The 14,506-nt window shown below is 40.5% G+C and carries 17 protein-coding genes (1 of these 17 running past the window's edge); 1 reads left to right on the top strand and 16 read right to left on the bottom strand.

Annotated elements, in window-relative coordinates:
- Positions 1-114 precede the first annotated feature (114 nt).
- The 3 genes from NSQ12_RS00260 to metG all read right to left on the bottom strand — a co-directional run bounded on the left by NSQ12_RS00260 (position 115) and on the right by metG (position 4,424).
- A complete protein-coding gene (locus NSQ12_RS00260; RefSeq protein WP_015715099.1) occupies positions 115-1,428 on the bottom strand; it encodes a ubiquitin-like domain-containing protein in 1,314 nt (437 codons plus the stop codon).
- 155 nt (positions 1,429-1,583) lie between these two features.
- Entirely contained in the window at positions 1,584-2,351 is a 768-nt protein-coding gene (locus NSQ12_RS00255; protein WP_088325192.1) for a TatD family hydrolase, read from the bottom strand.
- 78 nt (positions 2,352-2,429) lie between these two features.
- Positions 2,430-4,424 carry a methionine--tRNA ligase gene (metG, locus tag NSQ12_RS00250; RefSeq protein WP_088325191.1) on the bottom strand — a complete coding sequence of 665 codons (1,995 nt, stop codon included), beginning with the start codon at positions 4,422-4,424 and terminating at the stop codon, positions 2,430-2,432.
- 494 nt (positions 4,425-4,918) lie between these two features.
- On the opposite strand from metG, the gene abrB reads away from it, so the two are divergent.
- On the top strand, positions 4,919-5,209 hold the full coding sequence (gene abrB, locus NSQ12_RS00245) for a transition state genes transcriptional regulator AbrB (RefSeq protein ID WP_003226760.1): 291 nt from the start codon (positions 4,919-4,921) through the stop codon (positions 5,207-5,209).
- Positions 5,210-5,257: 48 nt separating this feature from the next.
- Here abrB and rsmI read toward each other — a convergent pair whose 3' ends face one another.
- The 13 genes from rsmI to csfB all read right to left on the bottom strand — a co-directional run.
- Positions 5,258-6,136, bottom strand: coding sequence for a 16S rRNA (cytidine(1402)-2'-O)-methyltransferase (gene rsmI / locus NSQ12_RS00240; protein WP_033884645.1), 879 nt, complete (start codon positions 6,134-6,136; stop codon positions 5,258-5,260).
- On the bottom strand, positions 6,111-6,410 hold the full coding sequence (locus tag NSQ12_RS00235) for a GIY-YIG nuclease family protein (protein WP_014475567.1): 300 nt from the start codon (positions 6,408-6,410) through the stop codon (positions 6,111-6,113). The genes rsmI and NSQ12_RS00235 overlap by 26 nt, the downstream gene beginning before the upstream one ends.
- Positions 6,397-7,140: a tRNA1(Val) (adenine(37)-N6)-methyltransferase gene (locus tag NSQ12_RS00230; RefSeq protein WP_339175639.1), complete on the bottom strand. Its 744-nt coding sequence runs from the start codon at positions 7,138-7,140 to the stop codon at positions 6,397-6,399. The genes NSQ12_RS00235 and NSQ12_RS00230 overlap by 14 nt, the downstream gene beginning before the upstream one ends.
- Before the next feature lie 58 nt (positions 7,141-7,198).
- Positions 7,199-7,558: a replication initiation-control protein YabA gene (yabA, locus tag NSQ12_RS00225; protein ID WP_339175637.1), complete on the bottom strand. Its 360-nt coding sequence runs from the start codon at positions 7,556-7,558 to the stop codon at positions 7,199-7,201.
- Positions 7,559-7,572: 14 nt separating this feature from the next.
- Complete coding sequence (gene ricT, locus NSQ12_RS00220; protein ID WP_003226767.1) at positions 7,573-8,400, bottom strand: competence/sporulation regulator complex protein RicT; 828 nt, start codon at positions 8,398-8,400, stop codon at positions 7,573-7,575.
- 2 nt (positions 8,401-8,402) lie between these two features.
- The gene (gene holB, locus NSQ12_RS00215) at positions 8,403-9,392 is read right to left on the bottom strand and encodes a DNA polymerase III subunit delta' (protein WP_003244417.1); all 990 of its coding nucleotides are present in this window, start codon (positions 9,390-9,392) and stop codon (positions 8,403-8,405) included.
- Between the two features lie 11 nt (positions 9,393-9,403).
- A complete protein-coding gene (locus tag NSQ12_RS00210; RefSeq protein ID WP_339175635.1) occupies positions 9,404-9,844 on the bottom strand; it encodes a YaaR family protein in 441 nt (146 codons plus the stop codon).
- Between the two features lie 12 nt (positions 9,845-9,856).
- Positions 9,857-10,186 (bottom strand): cyclic di-AMP receptor DarA, encoded by a 330-nt coding sequence (darA, locus tag NSQ12_RS00205; RefSeq protein WP_003242755.1) that lies wholly within the window; start codon positions 10,184-10,186, stop codon positions 9,857-9,859.
- Positions 10,187-10,259: 73 nt separating this feature from the next.
- On the bottom strand, positions 10,260-10,898 hold the full coding sequence (gene tmk / locus NSQ12_RS00200; RefSeq protein WP_003243137.1) for a dTMP kinase: 639 nt from the start codon (positions 10,896-10,898) through the stop codon (positions 10,260-10,262).
- Positions 10,895-12,337 (bottom strand): aminotransferase class I/II-fold pyridoxal phosphate-dependent enzyme, encoded by a 1,443-nt coding sequence (locus tag NSQ12_RS00195; RefSeq protein WP_339175633.1) that lies wholly within the window; start codon positions 12,335-12,337, stop codon positions 10,895-10,897. Before NSQ12_RS00195 ends, tmk begins: the two co-directional genes overlap by 4 nt.
- 81 nt (positions 12,338-12,418) lie before the next feature.
- Positions 12,419-13,579, bottom strand: coding sequence for a toxic anion resistance protein (locus NSQ12_RS00190; RefSeq protein ID WP_198879159.1), 1,161 nt, complete (start codon positions 13,577-13,579; stop codon positions 12,419-12,421).
- Between the two features lie 18 nt (positions 13,580-13,597).
- Positions 13,598-14,212, bottom strand: a complete 615-nt coding sequence (locus NSQ12_RS00185; RefSeq protein WP_198879158.1) for a 5-bromo-4-chloroindolyl phosphate hydrolysis family protein — start codon at positions 14,210-14,212, stop codon at positions 13,598-13,600.
- Positions 14,213-14,331: 119 nt separating this feature from the next.
- Positions 14,332-14,506: the 3' portion of an anti-sigma-G factor gene (csfB, locus tag NSQ12_RS00180; RefSeq protein ID WP_015482686.1), read on the bottom strand. It continues 20 nt past the right edge of the window; only the last 175 of its 195 coding nucleotides appear in the window; its start codon lies off the right edge, out of view — the gene reads right to left on this strand; the stop codon is at positions 14,332-14,334.

The raw sequence follows: 14,506 nt of genomic DNA, 5'->3' as shown, positions 1-14,506 counted from the left end.
GTATATTCATGAAACTTTTTCTTATGTCGAGCGTCTAATAAGCAGAAAATGCACTTTGTCTATTATAACGAAAAAAACAGAGGGCGCAAAACCCTCTGAATACATAAGTATATACTAATTTAAGATTTTAATTTTGACTGTTTTATTTCCCCATCGGTACGCCGATGATTTCTCTGGGAAAAAGACGTCTATTTTGTTCCCTTTAATCGCTGAACCGGTATCTGCAGCAATGGCATATCCATAGCCTTCCACGTGGACTTTGGAGCCTAGCGGAATGACATTTGGATCCACAGCGATGACTTTGGCATTCGGATTATTTTTTAAATTGACGCCTGTCGCTGTATGTCCTGAACAACCGCTGCAGCTTGCCGTATAAGCCGTAGATGATACAGTCATGACTTTGCCTGTTGATTCATTGCTGCGGGACACAACTGTTTTTGAATCACCTGAAGCACTAACCGTTTCAACTTTTGGGCTGCTTTGCTTTGTGCCGACAGCAATCACTTTATCTTTGCTTTGTTCAGCTGTTTCTTCTTTTACAAGCTCTCTGGACACTTCTTTACCGTTTTCTTTAACGACTTCGAAATGTTTTTTTAGCTTGCCTTCTTTTCCTTTTTGGACGACCTTTTCTTTCCCTTTTTCAAGAGAAGCGTCTTCTTGCTTTTTCACATCGAACGCTATCTTCTCTTCAACTACATCGGTGACCTTTTCGATACGAGTAATTGTAATATCAGCCTTTCCTTTCGTCAGCTTTGCATCTAACGCAGGCTTGATTTTATCTTCGTCTTTTATGTTCATCTTTTGCTGTTTTAAAAAGTCAGCGACCGTAGTCGAAGTCGTCCAGATCTTCTTTTGTTTCCCTGCATCATTCACAGTAACCTGAAATGCGGGCTCTATGTTAATCTTCATGTCTTTCGAAATATCTGTATCTATTGCAGGATCAATTTGATCTTGTTCTTTCACATCAACATCTTGTTCGTCCAGTAATGCACCGACCGTTTTTGCTGTTGACCATAACGTCTTTTCTTCCCCGTTTATTGTAAGCTTCACAGGTTTTGCAGCCTCATACACAACGTCCATGTCTGCTGTTATCTTTGTCTGTTTAGCAGGTGTGATCTTGTCTTCGTCTCTTGTCTTTATATCAAGCGTCTCCAAAAGATCACCGACTGTATTTGCATGTGTGCGTATATGTTTCTTTTTGCCATTGATAGAAACTGAGACTGATTGTTTCGTCAGCTCATGAGCCGCGTACGCAGTCCCGCTTCCTGCCAAAAGCAAACAAGCAGCAACCAGAATGACTTTGCTTTTGCTAAGCTTTACGGAAAACAGCTTTTTCATTTTTTGTGTGATGAAAAACGCCTCCTTCTCCTCGGAGAGATTATATAGAGTATCTAAAAGGCTGTCAACCCTCCCTTCTCTTTCTCCCAAAAGCTCAGTGTCTTCTTCATTATCCTGAAATACACTGAGAAACGGAAGAAAGACTTGTCGACAAACCTATCCTATGAGGAGAAGAAAGCATGTAGAACTTTTATAGAAAAACGCTGTAAGGGACAAGCTCTTACAAAACCCGCTAGCGTTTTTTGTCAGTTTATACGGAAAAGTCTTTTCGCATTTTCAGTCGTGATGGAAGCAATCTCTTCAAAGGTCATTTCTTTTAATTCGGCGATTTGTTCTGCCACATATTTCACATAGCTTGGCTCATTTCTTTTCCCGCGGAAAGGGTGCGGTGTGAGAAACGGGCAGTCCGTTTCAATCAGCAGCCGGTCATTGGGAATTTCCTTCACTACTTCCTTCGGTTTCTTCGCATTTTTAAATGTCACCGGTCCCCCAAATGATAAATAAAAATTCATTTTCATGCATTCTCTTGCCACTTCCGCACTTCCTGTAAAGCAGTGCATGATTCCACCCACAGCTTCTGCGCCTTCCTCTTTCAAAATGGTCACGACATCCTCCGTTGCATCACGGTTATGAATGATAATAGGCAAATTGACCTCTTTCGCTAAGGCGATTTGTTTTCTAAACACCTCTTTTTGAATATCTTTAGGTGATTTATCCCAATGATAATCCAGTCCCATTTCCCCTATGGCTACCACTTTCTCATGAGCAGAAAGCTCTTTAATCCACGCTAAGTCTTCCTCTGTCATGTCAATTGCGTCAACAGGGTGCCAGCCAATGGCTGCATAAATAAAATCATATTCCTCAATCATTTCCATCGCACGGGTAATCGTCGGACGGTCAAAACCAACTACGACAATTCGTTCAACTTTTTCAGCTTTTGCCTGTTCAATAACCTCTTCAAGATCAGTATCATATTGTTCTGCATTTAAATGCGCGTGAGTGTCAAACAACATAAGTGAAAAACTCCTTTCTTGTCGAAACACAAAAGGTGTTCGACGAATTGTTACACGTGAAACACCTTTTGTTTATCATTATTTAATTCTTGTGCCTTTTGGTAACGACTGATCGATAGATACGACCTTTAAAACGCCGTCTGCTTCTCCTGCAAGGATCATACCTTGAGAAAGCTCTCCTCTGAGTTTAACCGGTTTTAGATTTGTTACACAAACGAGTTTTTTTCCAACAAGCTCTTCAGGCGTATAATGCTTCGCAATGCCGGATACCACTTGGCGCTTTTCAAAACCAAGATCAAGCTGCAGCTTCAATAAACGGTCTGCTTTTTTCACTGGTTCTGCCTCAATGACCTCAGCTACGCGAAGCTCTACATCCAAGAATTGATCAATCGTAATTTCAGGTAAACGATCGACCTCTTGAGGCTCTTCTTCTTTTGTTTCTTCTTTCGCTGGTGCTGAACCTTGCATTTTCCCTTTGATGTAAGCAATTTCTTCTTCTGCCTCTAAACGAGGGAACAATGGCTCGCCTTTTTGTACTTTTGTATCTTTCAGCTGGCCGAAAGCTGTAATGCTGTCCCAAGCTTTTAAAGATTCATCAGTAATGCCCAGCTGCTCGAACATTTTTTCAGGTGTTTTTGTTAAGAATGGCTGAAGCAGTACCGCTGAAATACGCAATGATTCAGCGAGATGATACATAACTGATCGCAATTCTTCTTCTTTTGCCGGATCTTTCGCAAGCACCCATGGAGCTGTCTCATCAATGTATTTGTTTGTGCGGCTGATGAGCTGCCATAAAGTCGAAAGTGCTACCGAGAACTCCATATTTTCCATTGCTTTCTCATAAGCTTTCACTGTTTCTTCAGCAACAGAAGTTAGCGTATGGTCAAATTCCGTAACAGCACCTTTGTAAGAACCGATTTGTCCGTCAAAATACTTATTAATCATCGCAACAGTACGATTCAATAGATTTCCTAAATCATTTGCTAAATCATAGTTAATCCGCTCAACAAATCCTTCCGGCGTGAATACTCCGTCAGATCCGAACGGCACTTCGCGAAGCAGGTAATAGCGAAGCTCGTCTAAACCATAGCGCTCAATTAATGTAACCGGATCTACAACGTTTCCTTTTGATTTCGACATTTTTCCGTCTTTCATCAAAAGCCAGCCATGCGCGAATACTTGCTTTGGCAGCGGAAGATCCAGCGCCATCAGCATAATTGGCCAGTAAATAGTATGGAATCGTACAATCTCCTTACCGACTAAATGAACATCGGCAGGCCAATATTTTTGATAAAGCTCATCATTTTCTGTATCATAACCGAGTGCCGTTAAATAGTTAAATAGTGCGTCAATCCAAACATATACAACATGCTTTGGATTTTCCGGCACCTTCACGCCCCAATCAAAAGTGGTACGTGATACTGCCAAATCCTCAAGTCCAGGTTTGATAAAGTTATTAATCATTTCGTTTTTGCGTGATTCTGGCTGAATGAATGTCGGGTTTTCTTCATAGTATTTCAGAAGACGATCCGCGTATTTCCCCATGCGGAAGAAATAAGATTCCTCTTTGATCAATTCAACTGGGTGACCGCTGTCAGGGCTTTTCCCGCCGATGACCTCTCCCTTTTCATTCCGCTCAATATCAACGAGCTGAGTTTCCGTGTAGAACGTTTCATCAGGGATGCTGTACCAGCCTTCATACTCATCAAGATAGATGTCCCCGTTATCAAGAAGCTTTTGAAACACCTTTTCAATGACAACTTTATGCCGTTTTTCTGTCGTGCGGATAAAGTCGTCGTTTGAGATTTCAAGCTGCTTCCACAGTTTTTGAATATCTGCCGCTGCGCGATCCACATACTCCTGAGGTGTAATGTTTTCCTGTTCAGCTTTTTGCTGGATCTTTTGTCCATGCTCGTCCGTTCCCGTTAAATAGCGAACATCGAACCCTTTTAATCTTTTGTAACGTGCCATTGCATCTCCCGCGACTGTCGTATATGCATGGCCGATATGTAATTTTCCGCTCGGATAATAAATCGGTGTTGTAATATAAAATGTATTGTTTTCTTGCGGCATCTTGAAACCTCCTAATCAGAATGTCAAAAAGCTCCCGCCCAAAGGACGAGAGCGGCGATAAGTGCAAATCATATATGAATATTATTTATATTTATCCTTTATCTATGATACCATCTTAGCCTTTAAGATCAAGAATATATACATACACCCTGAAAAAGAATAATTAAAATTAAAAATCTTTAATGAAAATAAAAAAAGTCTGTTCGTGTCGAATTTTGTCGTATATAATCAAATGAAATAAAAAACTTTGGTTCGAAAGTCTTGATTTAAAAGGATTTTTAGTAGGATAATAGCTTTATTAAATATTTATAAAATGCTGTTATTTCGGTAGTTTCTAAGACATTACTGACTATAAGAACTAATTCTTACAATCAATAGTAAACAAAATGATTGACGATTATTGGAAACCTTGTTATGCTATGAAGGTAAGGATTTTGTCGAATAATGACGAAGAAAAATATAATTTAAACAAATAAGTATCTCTTGGGAGGAGAATGTTTATGAAATCTACTGGTATTGTACGTAAAGTTGATGAATTAGGACGTGTAGTTATTCCTATCGAACTGCGTCGTACTCTTGGAATCGCAGAAAAAGATGCTCTTGAAATCTATGTTGATGATGAAAAAATCATCCTTAAAAAATATAAACCAAACATGACTTGCCAAGTAACTGGTGAAGTTTCTGATGATAACCTTAAACTTGCAGGCGGTAAATTGGTTCTTAGTAAAGAAGGCGCTGAGCAAATCATCAGCGAAATCCAAAACCAGCTTCAAAACCTTAAATAATCATTTCTTGTACAAAAAACGTTCTTGTTATGACACAAGAACGTTTTTTTATTGCTTAATATGGTAAGCATCGTACACTTCACGCTTTGGTACATTGCGATCGACTGCTGCTTTTTTAATGGCTTCTTTAGACGTAGCGCCTTTCGAGATGTAATGCTCGACATGTTCTTTCGCAGTGAGGGTTTCCCACCATTGTTCTTCCTCATCTACCTCTTCATTATTACTTCCTTCTACGACAAGACAAAACTCGCCGCGTATCTGATCCTCGTTTGCCCATCCAATGACCTCAGATATGGTTCCTCGGATAAACTCTTCATATTTCTTAGTGAGTTCACGCGTTACAGCAATTTCCCGATCTCCTAATATCTCTGCCATCGCTGACAAGGTTTCCTTCAATCTGTGAGGCGCTTCATAAAAAATGATCGTTTCCCGCCGTTTTTTAAGGGCTTCAAGCTCCTTCTTCTTTTCTTTTTTCTGTCTGTTGAGAAAACCGTAAAAGAAAAAAGGCTGCGGTACAATACCTGAAGCAATAAGAGCTGTTAATGCAGCATTTGCTCCCGGCAACGGAACAACATAACCGCCTATATCCGTAAAATCCTTTACAATTTCCGCTCCGGGATCAGAAATCGTCGGCAGACCGGCATCACTGACAAGAGCAATGTTTTTTCCCGACTTCAGCCATTCAATAATTTTGTGCCCGCTGCTTTCTTTATTGTGTTCGTGATAGCTGACGAGCGGTGTTTCAATTTCATATACATGACAAAGCTTTTTCGTTTGCCTCGTATCTTCCGCAGCAATCACATCCACTGATTTCAGCGTGTCGATCGCCCGGAATGTCATATCCTCTAGATTTCCGATTGGGGTTGGGACCAAGTAAAGAATCCCCATGTCCGACTTTCCATTAAAGCTCATTTGGCGCCTTAACATATACAGCCTCCTTGGTGTTCCGCTTTTCTTCTATATAAAGTTCTTTTTTCTTCCGAGTTAGTTTTTTGAAATAATATTCCGCCTGCATAGCTTCCCGCTTTGTTGAAAAGCTCTCGGCAAAAATTAATTCAACCGGACGTCTTACTTTTGTGTACTTTGCGCCCTTTCCATCATTGTGTGTTTTCACTCGTTTATGCAGATCGTTGGTATACCCGGCATACCAGCTATTGTCCTTACATTTCACGACGTAGAAGAAATGGTTATTTGTCTCCATATAAAATGGTCCTGATTTCTTTTGTATATTCATTTTGTTCATCATAAACGAATAAGGGAGGAAGAATTTTCAAATCTGGGCGCCCACCTTTGATACCTTCAACCAGAATGGTATTGGCTTCTTTCCCTTGCTTCGGATAGACAAATTGTACACGTTTCGGCTCGATTTGATAAGCCTTCATCTGTTCAAAAATCTCCAGAAGCCTTCCCGGCCGGTGAACAAGAGCTGCTTTTCCCCCTTGCTTGAGCAGCTTGCTGCTGACTGAAATGACATCCTCCAGCGTGCAGTGGATTTCATGTCTTGCGATTCGGAGATGCTCGTTCATGTTTTGTTCAGTTTGTTTCGGCGTTTTAAAATACGGCGGATTGCAGGTGACAACATCATATCGATTATGTCCAAGTTTCTCCGGCATGTTTTTCAGGTCATCATGTATGATCTGGATCTGATCGTCCAACTTATTATACTCCACGCTGCGAACAGCCATATCATGCAGTCTTTCTTGAATTTCGACTCCCAGAATGTCTGCTTTTGATCTTGTACTGAGCAGCAGCGGCACAATACCATTGCCGGTGCATAAATCAACAATTTTCCCTTTTTGAATCGGAACGTACGCAAATTTGGACAGAAGCACAGCGTCCAACGAAAAAGCAAACACTGTTGGGCTTTGTATGATTTTCATGTCCTCTGCCAGCAAATAATCTAATCTTTCATCATCATGTAATGAAACCATCTTCTTATCCTTTCAGTACCTTTGAAAAAGGCTCCCGTCTTATGCGGAAGCCTTTTCCCTATTTTTTATTTAAGAATGACAGACAGAAAAGACAATCTTCTTTTCGAACACTACCATAGTGGACATTGCAGATATGAAATCCTTCTTGATACAGACGTGCCAGATTATCATATCCTTCCCCTATATCAGTTTGCTCTGTCTTCTGTGTTTTTGATTCTTTTTTATCAGCTTTGAACTTTTCAATCCGCTGCGTCGTATCGTCCAGCCGTTTGCGCAAATGCTTGTTTTCAAGCTGTAAATGATGATTTTCCTCAATCATCTCACCGATATGCTGCTTCAAATCCCCCAGCTGCCGGTACAGTGAGCCAATTTGTTCTTCTAAGTTAATGACTGTATCAAATAACTCTTTTTTATCCAAGGTTCCACACCTCGTTAATCTGTGGTTTGTGCGGATACGACGCCCTCTTCCAAGAGCTCTTCCCAAGTATATTCTATCACTTTTTCACGGTTTATCAGTTCCACCTGAAGCACCCGTTCCAGAATATTTAGTCCGACGACCTTCGCGGGGCCGTTTGCTGTCGTAATCATTTCTCCTATATCCGGAAGCTGTTCTTTTGCCGTCTCATACTCATCGTTCTCATATTTTAGACAGCACATCAATCGTCCGCAAAGACCCGAAATTTTCGTAGGATTTAAAGACAAGTTCTGATCCTTGGCCATTTTAATGGAAACGGGTTCAAAATCTCCAAGGAACGTTGAACAGCAAAGCATTCTTCCGCAAGGACCGATTCCTCCGAGCATTTTTGCCTCATCCCTTACTCCGATTTGGCGCAGCTCAATTCTTGTCTTAAAGATAGAAGCCAAATCCTTTACAAGCTCTCTAAAGTCGACTCGGCCGTCAGCAGTGAAGTAAAAAATGACTTTATTGCGATCAAACGTGAATTCAACATCGACCAGCTTCATATCCAAGCCATGCTCAATCACTTTCTTTTGGCAGATATCAAATGCTGATAGTGCTTCCTGTTTATTTTCTTCTACAATGAGAAGATCGCGCTCGTCAGCCACACGTATCACTTTTCGAAGGGGAAGCACCACATCATGCTCATCCACCTGTTTATTTGCAATTACGACCTGGCCGTACTCAACGCCTCTGACAGTTTCTACAATTACGCAGCTGTCATGTTCTATATGAAATCCATTCGGATCAAAATAATATATTTTACCCGCTTTCTTAAAGCGGACACCAATTACATTGTACAAGCTTATCCCTCCTGCAACATTAACACCAAGTGCTCCATTAATCCTTGTACATTCACATTGGAATGAAGCCGTTTCTTTGCTTCTAAAACAGCAAGTATCTGATTCGTAACGCTTTGTTGTGTTGATTGTAGCGCATGCTGTTTTATTGATTGGAATAAGTCTTGATAAATCAATTTATCTTCATTTCCTATTTGGATGGACAACACATCACGATATATCAATAAGAGCATATCAAGACCCATTTCTTGATGGGTTTTTTCTTTGAAAAAGGGCATCCATTGATCTTGAATAAAGAAAAAAGCATGTCCTTTCCGCTGGTGTAGGACTTCATACAATTTTATCACTTTCGCTCTAGACTCTGCAAACTCATCATTTCGACTTAATTCGACTGCTTCTGCTACATTATTGGTCATGTTGGCCAGAAGCCTTGCCATATGAGGCGAGACGTCCTGTTCGATCAGTCTGTCTTCAATTGCTTTCGGCTGCAAAGGCTGAAAAGGAAGGGTTTGGCATCTTGAAATGATGGTATCCAATAACCTTTGGGGCTGCTCAGTGATGAGGACGGCCATTGTGTCTTTGTTCGGTTCTTCTAAAAATTTCAGCAGGCTGTTCGCCGCATTTGCTGTCATTTGATCTGCGTGCGAAATAATATACAGCTTTTTATGCGATTCAAGTCCTGTCTTAGAAAACTCTTCTTGGAGCGCTTGAATTTGCGCCTTTTTGATTGATAAGCCATCAGGCTGAACAAGATGGAGATCAGGATGGTTCCCTGACTCTATCCGTTTACAGTTTCGGCAGCTCTCACAAGGCTCCGCGCCACCCTCCAGACAAAAGAAGCTTTTTGCAAGAAGCAGCGCGGCATCAAGCTTGCCTGTTCCTTTTTTCCCCTCAAACAAATAAGCGTGTGATAGTCTGTCCTTCTCAATACTATTATATAAAAGCTTCATCACTCTGGGCTGAAGCTCGTTCATTTCCTTCCAGGATATTGCCATTGTATCACTCTCTATGTGTAAAGGTTAATTAATAAACCTTTTATTTCGCCAATACGCTCCAGCAAATCAATTGCCGGTTTTTCCTGATCCATCATCTCTTCCGTAAGCTGTATCAATTTGTCATCTATTTCTTTCACAAGTCCCAGCGTTCTGCTGTTCCCGTAAAGGTCAAAGCTTTTCGATGTTTCATGTGAAAGACCGCTGTCCACAGCTTCTTTGACAAAACGCTTCACAAGTCCTTTAAATCTCGCTAAGTCTTTAAAATTCCGAGATTTCGTTAGCCTTTTTCCAAATGCTTCTACATCAGATAACAGCCTGGTAAGCTGATCTAGCTTCATTTTGCTGCTTTGGTTTTCCATTGATGTTTTAAACGATGCTGTGATCTCAGATGTTTTCACAGAGGGAATCTGCTTATTATCTATAAATGTACGTATATCTTTATTAATTTTCACAGTTTCAGATCCTTAAAATTGATGAAATTCATCGACTGGAAGGACAAATACTGTCGCTCCGCCAACTTCAACTTCGACTGGATAAGGGACATAGGAATCAGCATTTCCGCCCATTGGAGATACAGGGGCAATCATCTGATCACGTTTCTGCCCGTTTTCTTTAATGAGACTCAACGCTTTATTGACGCGTATATCCTCGACACCGATCATAAACGTTGTATTGCCTGATTTAAGAAATCCTCCTGTCGTCGCAAGCTTTGTGACTCTGAAGTTGTGATCCGTTAAGGTTTTCAAAAGTCTGTTGCTGTCCTGATCTTGTACAACTGCCACTATCAATTTCATCTGTGAAGGCCTCCTTTAGATTGGAAACAACGTGATCTCGTTTACATTATTATATCAACTATTGGGAAACAGGTCACAATTGAATTTTTTTCAACGCTTCATCGATCACCTTTAGAACATCCTGAACGACGAGGTCTTTGGATTGCCCGGCATCAACTGAATGAAATCTTTCCGGAAATCGCTTCATCAGCTCTTGATAACCTTCTTGTACTTTTGTATGAAAGTCCAGTTTTTCTAAATCGAGCCTGTTTTTCTCCCGTGAGCCGTTTGCGTAAATACGCTTCAGTCCTTCTTCCGGATCAATTGAAAAATAAACCGTTACATGGGGCATCATATCTCCAATGGCAAATTCATTAATGGACAGAACCTCATCAATTCCAAGTCCTCTTGCATATCCTTGATACGCAAGAGAACTGTCTATGAATCTGTCGCAAAGAACGATAAACCCCTGTTCTAAAGCAGGTTTTACTTTTTCAACTAAATGCTGGCGTCTTGCAGCCGCATATAAGAGAGCTTCTGTTTTTGGGTCCATTAATATATTGTTCTCATTCAGAATAACCTCTCGAATTTGTTCTGCAATATCTATTCCGCCTGGCTCTCGAGTTGCCATAACCTGAAGGCCTTCTGCTGTCAGTATGTTTTTGATCTCCTGCAGAACAGTCGTTTTTCCTGCACCTTCAGGACCTTCGAATGTAATAAATAAACCGCTCATGATTTCTCCTCTTCTATATAAACAAGTAGTTGTTTCTCTTTGATTTTCATATTCCCTTGAACATGCGTTTTCATGCTGATCAAGCGGCTGAGCTTTTGCACACTTTCTTTTGTTATTCTTTCTCCCGCCATAATCATCGGGATACCCGGAGGATAAGGGATGATATCTTCTGCATTCAGCCGGCCAGCTGCTTCCTCAAAGTCCACATATTCTTTCTTAAACGAATGTAAGACCTTTTTTGGATAAGGCAAGACAGTAACAGGCTGCACACTCCATTCTGCAGAAACAAACGCCTGATCCGGAGGCGTTTTCTCAATCTCTTCATCGATGCTTCTAATGGTTTCAGCATTTATTCTCCGTTTTCCTCCCAATGGGAGAACGAGCAGAACTTGATTTTCATCAGCAAGCTCAGTGAATATGTTGGCACGCTCTAATATGCTTTGCAGCGTATAGCCAGAATGCCCGCGTTTTGAACGAATTGTGAGCTTCAGCGGGTCCGTGATGATCAGTGGATTAGCAGGGTTAACAGCTTCAGCATTTGTAAGTGAATCAAACGTTTGTTTAAGTGTTTGTATCCGCTGAAGAATGTCAGAAAGCTTTTGTTCTTCTATAATATGCTGTACATAAGCGCGGGCAATATCTAACGAAGCCATAATCGGATAAGACGGGCTGCTGCTTTGTAATCGGTTTAAATACTCTGCCACCCGATCCCTGTTAATCCTGCAGCTGCTGTTGAGATGCAAATAAGAACCCATCGTCATGGCAGGCAACGTTTTGTGGGCCGACTGAACAACAATATCTGCCCCCATTTTTAAAGCTGAGACCGGAAAAGGCTCACCTAAAATAAAATGTGCGCCATGCGCTTCATCGACCAAAACAGGAATCCCGTAATGATGGGCTTCAGTAATGATCTCAGTCAAATCAGCACTATGTCCGTAATATGTCGGATTGGTAAGTACCAAGCCTTTCGCATCTGGATATGCTTCCAGGGCCTCTTTAATTGTTCCAAGCGGAACATGCGTAGGCACATGCATCGCTGAATCAACGTCAGGTGCAAGATAAACCGGCTCAGCACCGGACAAATCAACAGCATGAAATACAGATTTATGACAGTTTCTTTGAACCAGAATTGTATCACCAGGTTCACAAACAGATAAAATCATCGCTAAGTTTCCGACAGTCGTACCATTTACCAGAAAAAAACTTTCCGCCGATCCATATAATTGACTGACAAGCTCTTGAGCTTCTTTAATCACCCCGGAAGGATGATGGAGATCATCCAGTCCTGCCAGTTCAGTTACATCAATGGTGAGAAGCGGATCGAATATTGACTTAGCGTCATCAAAAAAGACATCTCCATTGTGATGTCCCGGAACATGAAATGAATGAGAATTTCTTCTCGCATGTTGAATTAATGCTTTATATAAAGGTGTGTTCATGAAAACAATCCTTTGAATGTGTCTTCTTACACCTTATTATATCGTGCCTCTGACAGAACTTAAAGCCAGACTTACTGGTAACTATCTTTCCTTTATTGTAAGCAGCTTTTGCTTTAGGTCGCCTTCCATCATCATCAGCTCTTCTTCTGCCTGACGGCGTTTGATTCGTCCTTCTTCTTGTATAGTCAGTGTTTCTTCAAGCGTGCTTATTAAGCTTTCCTGCACCTTCTTCAAGGTATCTATATCAACAAGGCCTCTTTCATTTGCCCGTGCAGTTTCAATTGTATTGGTTTTTAAAAGCTCCGCATTTTTCAGCAAAAGCTCATTGGTTGTATCAGATACTTTCTGTTGTGCATCCACTGCATTGCGCTGCCTTAAAAGCGTCAGTGCAATGGCAACTTGATTTTTCCATAGCGGAATCGCTGTCACAATGGATGACTGAATCTTTTCAGCTAACGCTTGGTTTGTATTTTGAATCAGCCTGATTTGCGGTGCACTTTGGATTGTAATTTGCCTGCTCAGCAGCAAATCATGCACCCTTTTATCTAACCGGTCAGCAAATTGAATTAAATCATTCACCTCTTGAACGGCCATTTGGTTATGATCACTCGATTCAGCCTGTTGCTTCAGTTCAGGAATTGTTTTCGTTTTTAATTCCTCCAGCTTCAGTTCTCCTGCAGCAATATAAACATTCAGCGCGGCAAAATATTCTTTATTTTTTTCATATAACTGCTCTAACAGCTTGTTGTCACTGATTAAAGCATTTTTAGAGTGCTCCAGCTTCAAGCTGATTTTGTCTATCTGCACACTGGTCTTTTGGTATTTAGACAGCACCTCTTGAAGAGAACTTGATACTCTTCCAAACATGCGTGCCAAAAAACCCTTTTTCTTAGATTGGAGATCATCAGGATTTACTTGCTCCAGCTTTTTCATCAGCTCTCCAAGTATTTCGCCAATCTCCCCGACATCCTTCTTTTGAACATGATTAATCATATCATGAGAAAAGTTCAGCAGTTTAGATTGAGCTTGTGAACCGTATAAGACAATGCTTTGCATATTTTTATGATCAATCTGTCCAGCAAGCTGAATTGCTTTTTCCTTGTTTTCCTCAGAAAGAACATCAACAAGCCGTACTTGCTCTTTCTCTGCTTTTACAGCCTCCGAACCTGGTATCTCTATGTTACCACCAAAAGGATCTGCCAATAATTCATCTATATGAAGGTCGCTTTGGTCTCGGTTCATCGCTCTTACCCTCTTCCCTTATTTCTTTAATGAATGTTTTGCTGCATCTAATTCAAACTGCAATTCGTCAATTTCATCACCCATTGCTTGAGTTAAATCTTCCTCTAAACGCTTGGTCAATTCAGTAAGAGTGATGCGTGTCTCACTTAACGACATCGACAGTTCTTTGCTTTTTTTTGGGTGAGATGATAGAAAAGCATACTTCTCTGTCAATTCAACAACCGAATCGAGAGTTTGATAAAAAAATCGTTCTGCCTGATAAAACCGCTTTGGCTCTTTTTTGGTGAGGAGATAAATCCTTCTCACAATCCTTAGCATTTCTGCATTTTGCTTAAACATTTGAATGCTTTTAGCCTGAAACAAGGCTTTCCTAAGACGGATCATTTTCCGCCTTGCTTCCTCTAAGTTTTTCTTAATGTAAGCATACTCTCTTCCTGTCAATTCATGCTTTTTAAGAAATAACCGTCTTGCATTCCAGATGCCAGCTATATATACGGCTGCTCCAGAAGCAAGCCCATAAACAAAAGATAAAAAAAGCGACTGGTTTAAACCGAAAAAGCTCAATATTCCTATGAAAACAAAAGTCGCACTGCTAGTTAAACTCCACATCAAAAAGCGAAAAAATCTCTGCATGAGATAATCGACTCCTGTGTCTATACTCAGTTTTAATATTATTATCTACTACGTTCAATCCTTAAACAAGTTTCATCTTCTTTTTATTATTAAGAGTACAAAAAAAGACCTTTTCAGGTCTATGAATATAATGGCGGTGTATGAATGCTTTTTAATTTTTTTACGTAAAAGGCATAGTCAGGATCAGAAGTTGATGTAGAAATTACTTTTCTCTCACAATCTAAGCATATAAATTTCGTATAAAGATGAATGCCTCTATTCTTCTCTTGATCACAAATCACACATGTATGATTA

Origin of the sequence: Bacillus sp. PS95, assembly GCF_037963565.1 — a bacterium.
Lineage (GTDB): Bacteria > Bacillota > Bacilli > Bacillales > Bacillaceae > Bacillus > Bacillus subtilis.
Note: the sequence above shows the minus strand (reverse complement) of the source record. Positions and strands in the feature narration are given on the sequence as shown.

What these genes read in the sequence shown, in the direction of transcription:
- NSQ12_RS00255 (WP_088325192.1), bottom strand. Translation starts at nt 2,351, where the DNA reads ATGTTGTTTGACACTCACGCGCATTTAAATGCAGAACAATATGATACT.
- metG (WP_088325191.1), bottom strand. Translation starts at nt 4,424, where the DNA reads ATGCCGCAAGAAAACAATACATTTTATATTACAACACCGATTTATTAT.
- abrB (WP_003226760.1), top strand. Translation starts at nt 4,919, where the DNA reads ATGTTTATGAAATCTACTGGTATTGTACGTAAAGTTGATGAATTAGGA.
- rsmI (WP_033884645.1), bottom strand. Translation starts at nt 6,136, where the DNA reads ATGTTAAGGCGCCAAATGAGCTTTAATGGAAAGTCGGACATGGGGATT.
- NSQ12_RS00235 (WP_014475567.1), bottom strand. Translation starts at nt 6,410, where the DNA reads ATGGAGACAAATAACCATTTCTTCTACGTCGTGAAATGTAAGGACAAT.
- NSQ12_RS00230 (WP_339175639.1), bottom strand. Translation starts at nt 7,140, where the DNA reads ATGGTTTCATTACATGATGATGAAAGATTAGATTATTTGCTGGCAGAG.
- holB (WP_003244417.1), bottom strand. Translation starts at nt 9,392, where the DNA reads ATGGCAATATCCTGGAAGGAAATGAACGAGCTTCAGCCCAGAGTGATG.
- darA (WP_003242755.1), bottom strand. Translation starts at nt 10,186, where the DNA reads ATGAAATTGATAGTGGCAGTTGTACAAGATCAGGACAGCAACAGACTT.
- tmk (WP_003243137.1), bottom strand. Translation starts at nt 10,898, where the DNA reads ATGAGCGGTTTATTTATTACATTCGAAGGTCCTGAAGGTGCAGGAAAA.
- NSQ12_RS00195 (WP_339175633.1), bottom strand. Translation starts at nt 12,337, where the DNA reads ATGAACACACCTTTATATAAAGCATTAATTCAACATGCGAGAAGAAAT.
- NSQ12_RS00190 (WP_198879159.1), bottom strand. Translation starts at nt 13,579, where the DNA reads ATGAACCGAGACCAAAGCGACCTTCATATAGATGAATTATTGGCAGAT.
- NSQ12_RS00185 (WP_198879158.1), bottom strand. Translation starts at nt 14,212, where the DNA reads ATGCAGAGATTTTTTCGCTTTTTGATGTGGAGTTTAACTAGCAGTGCG.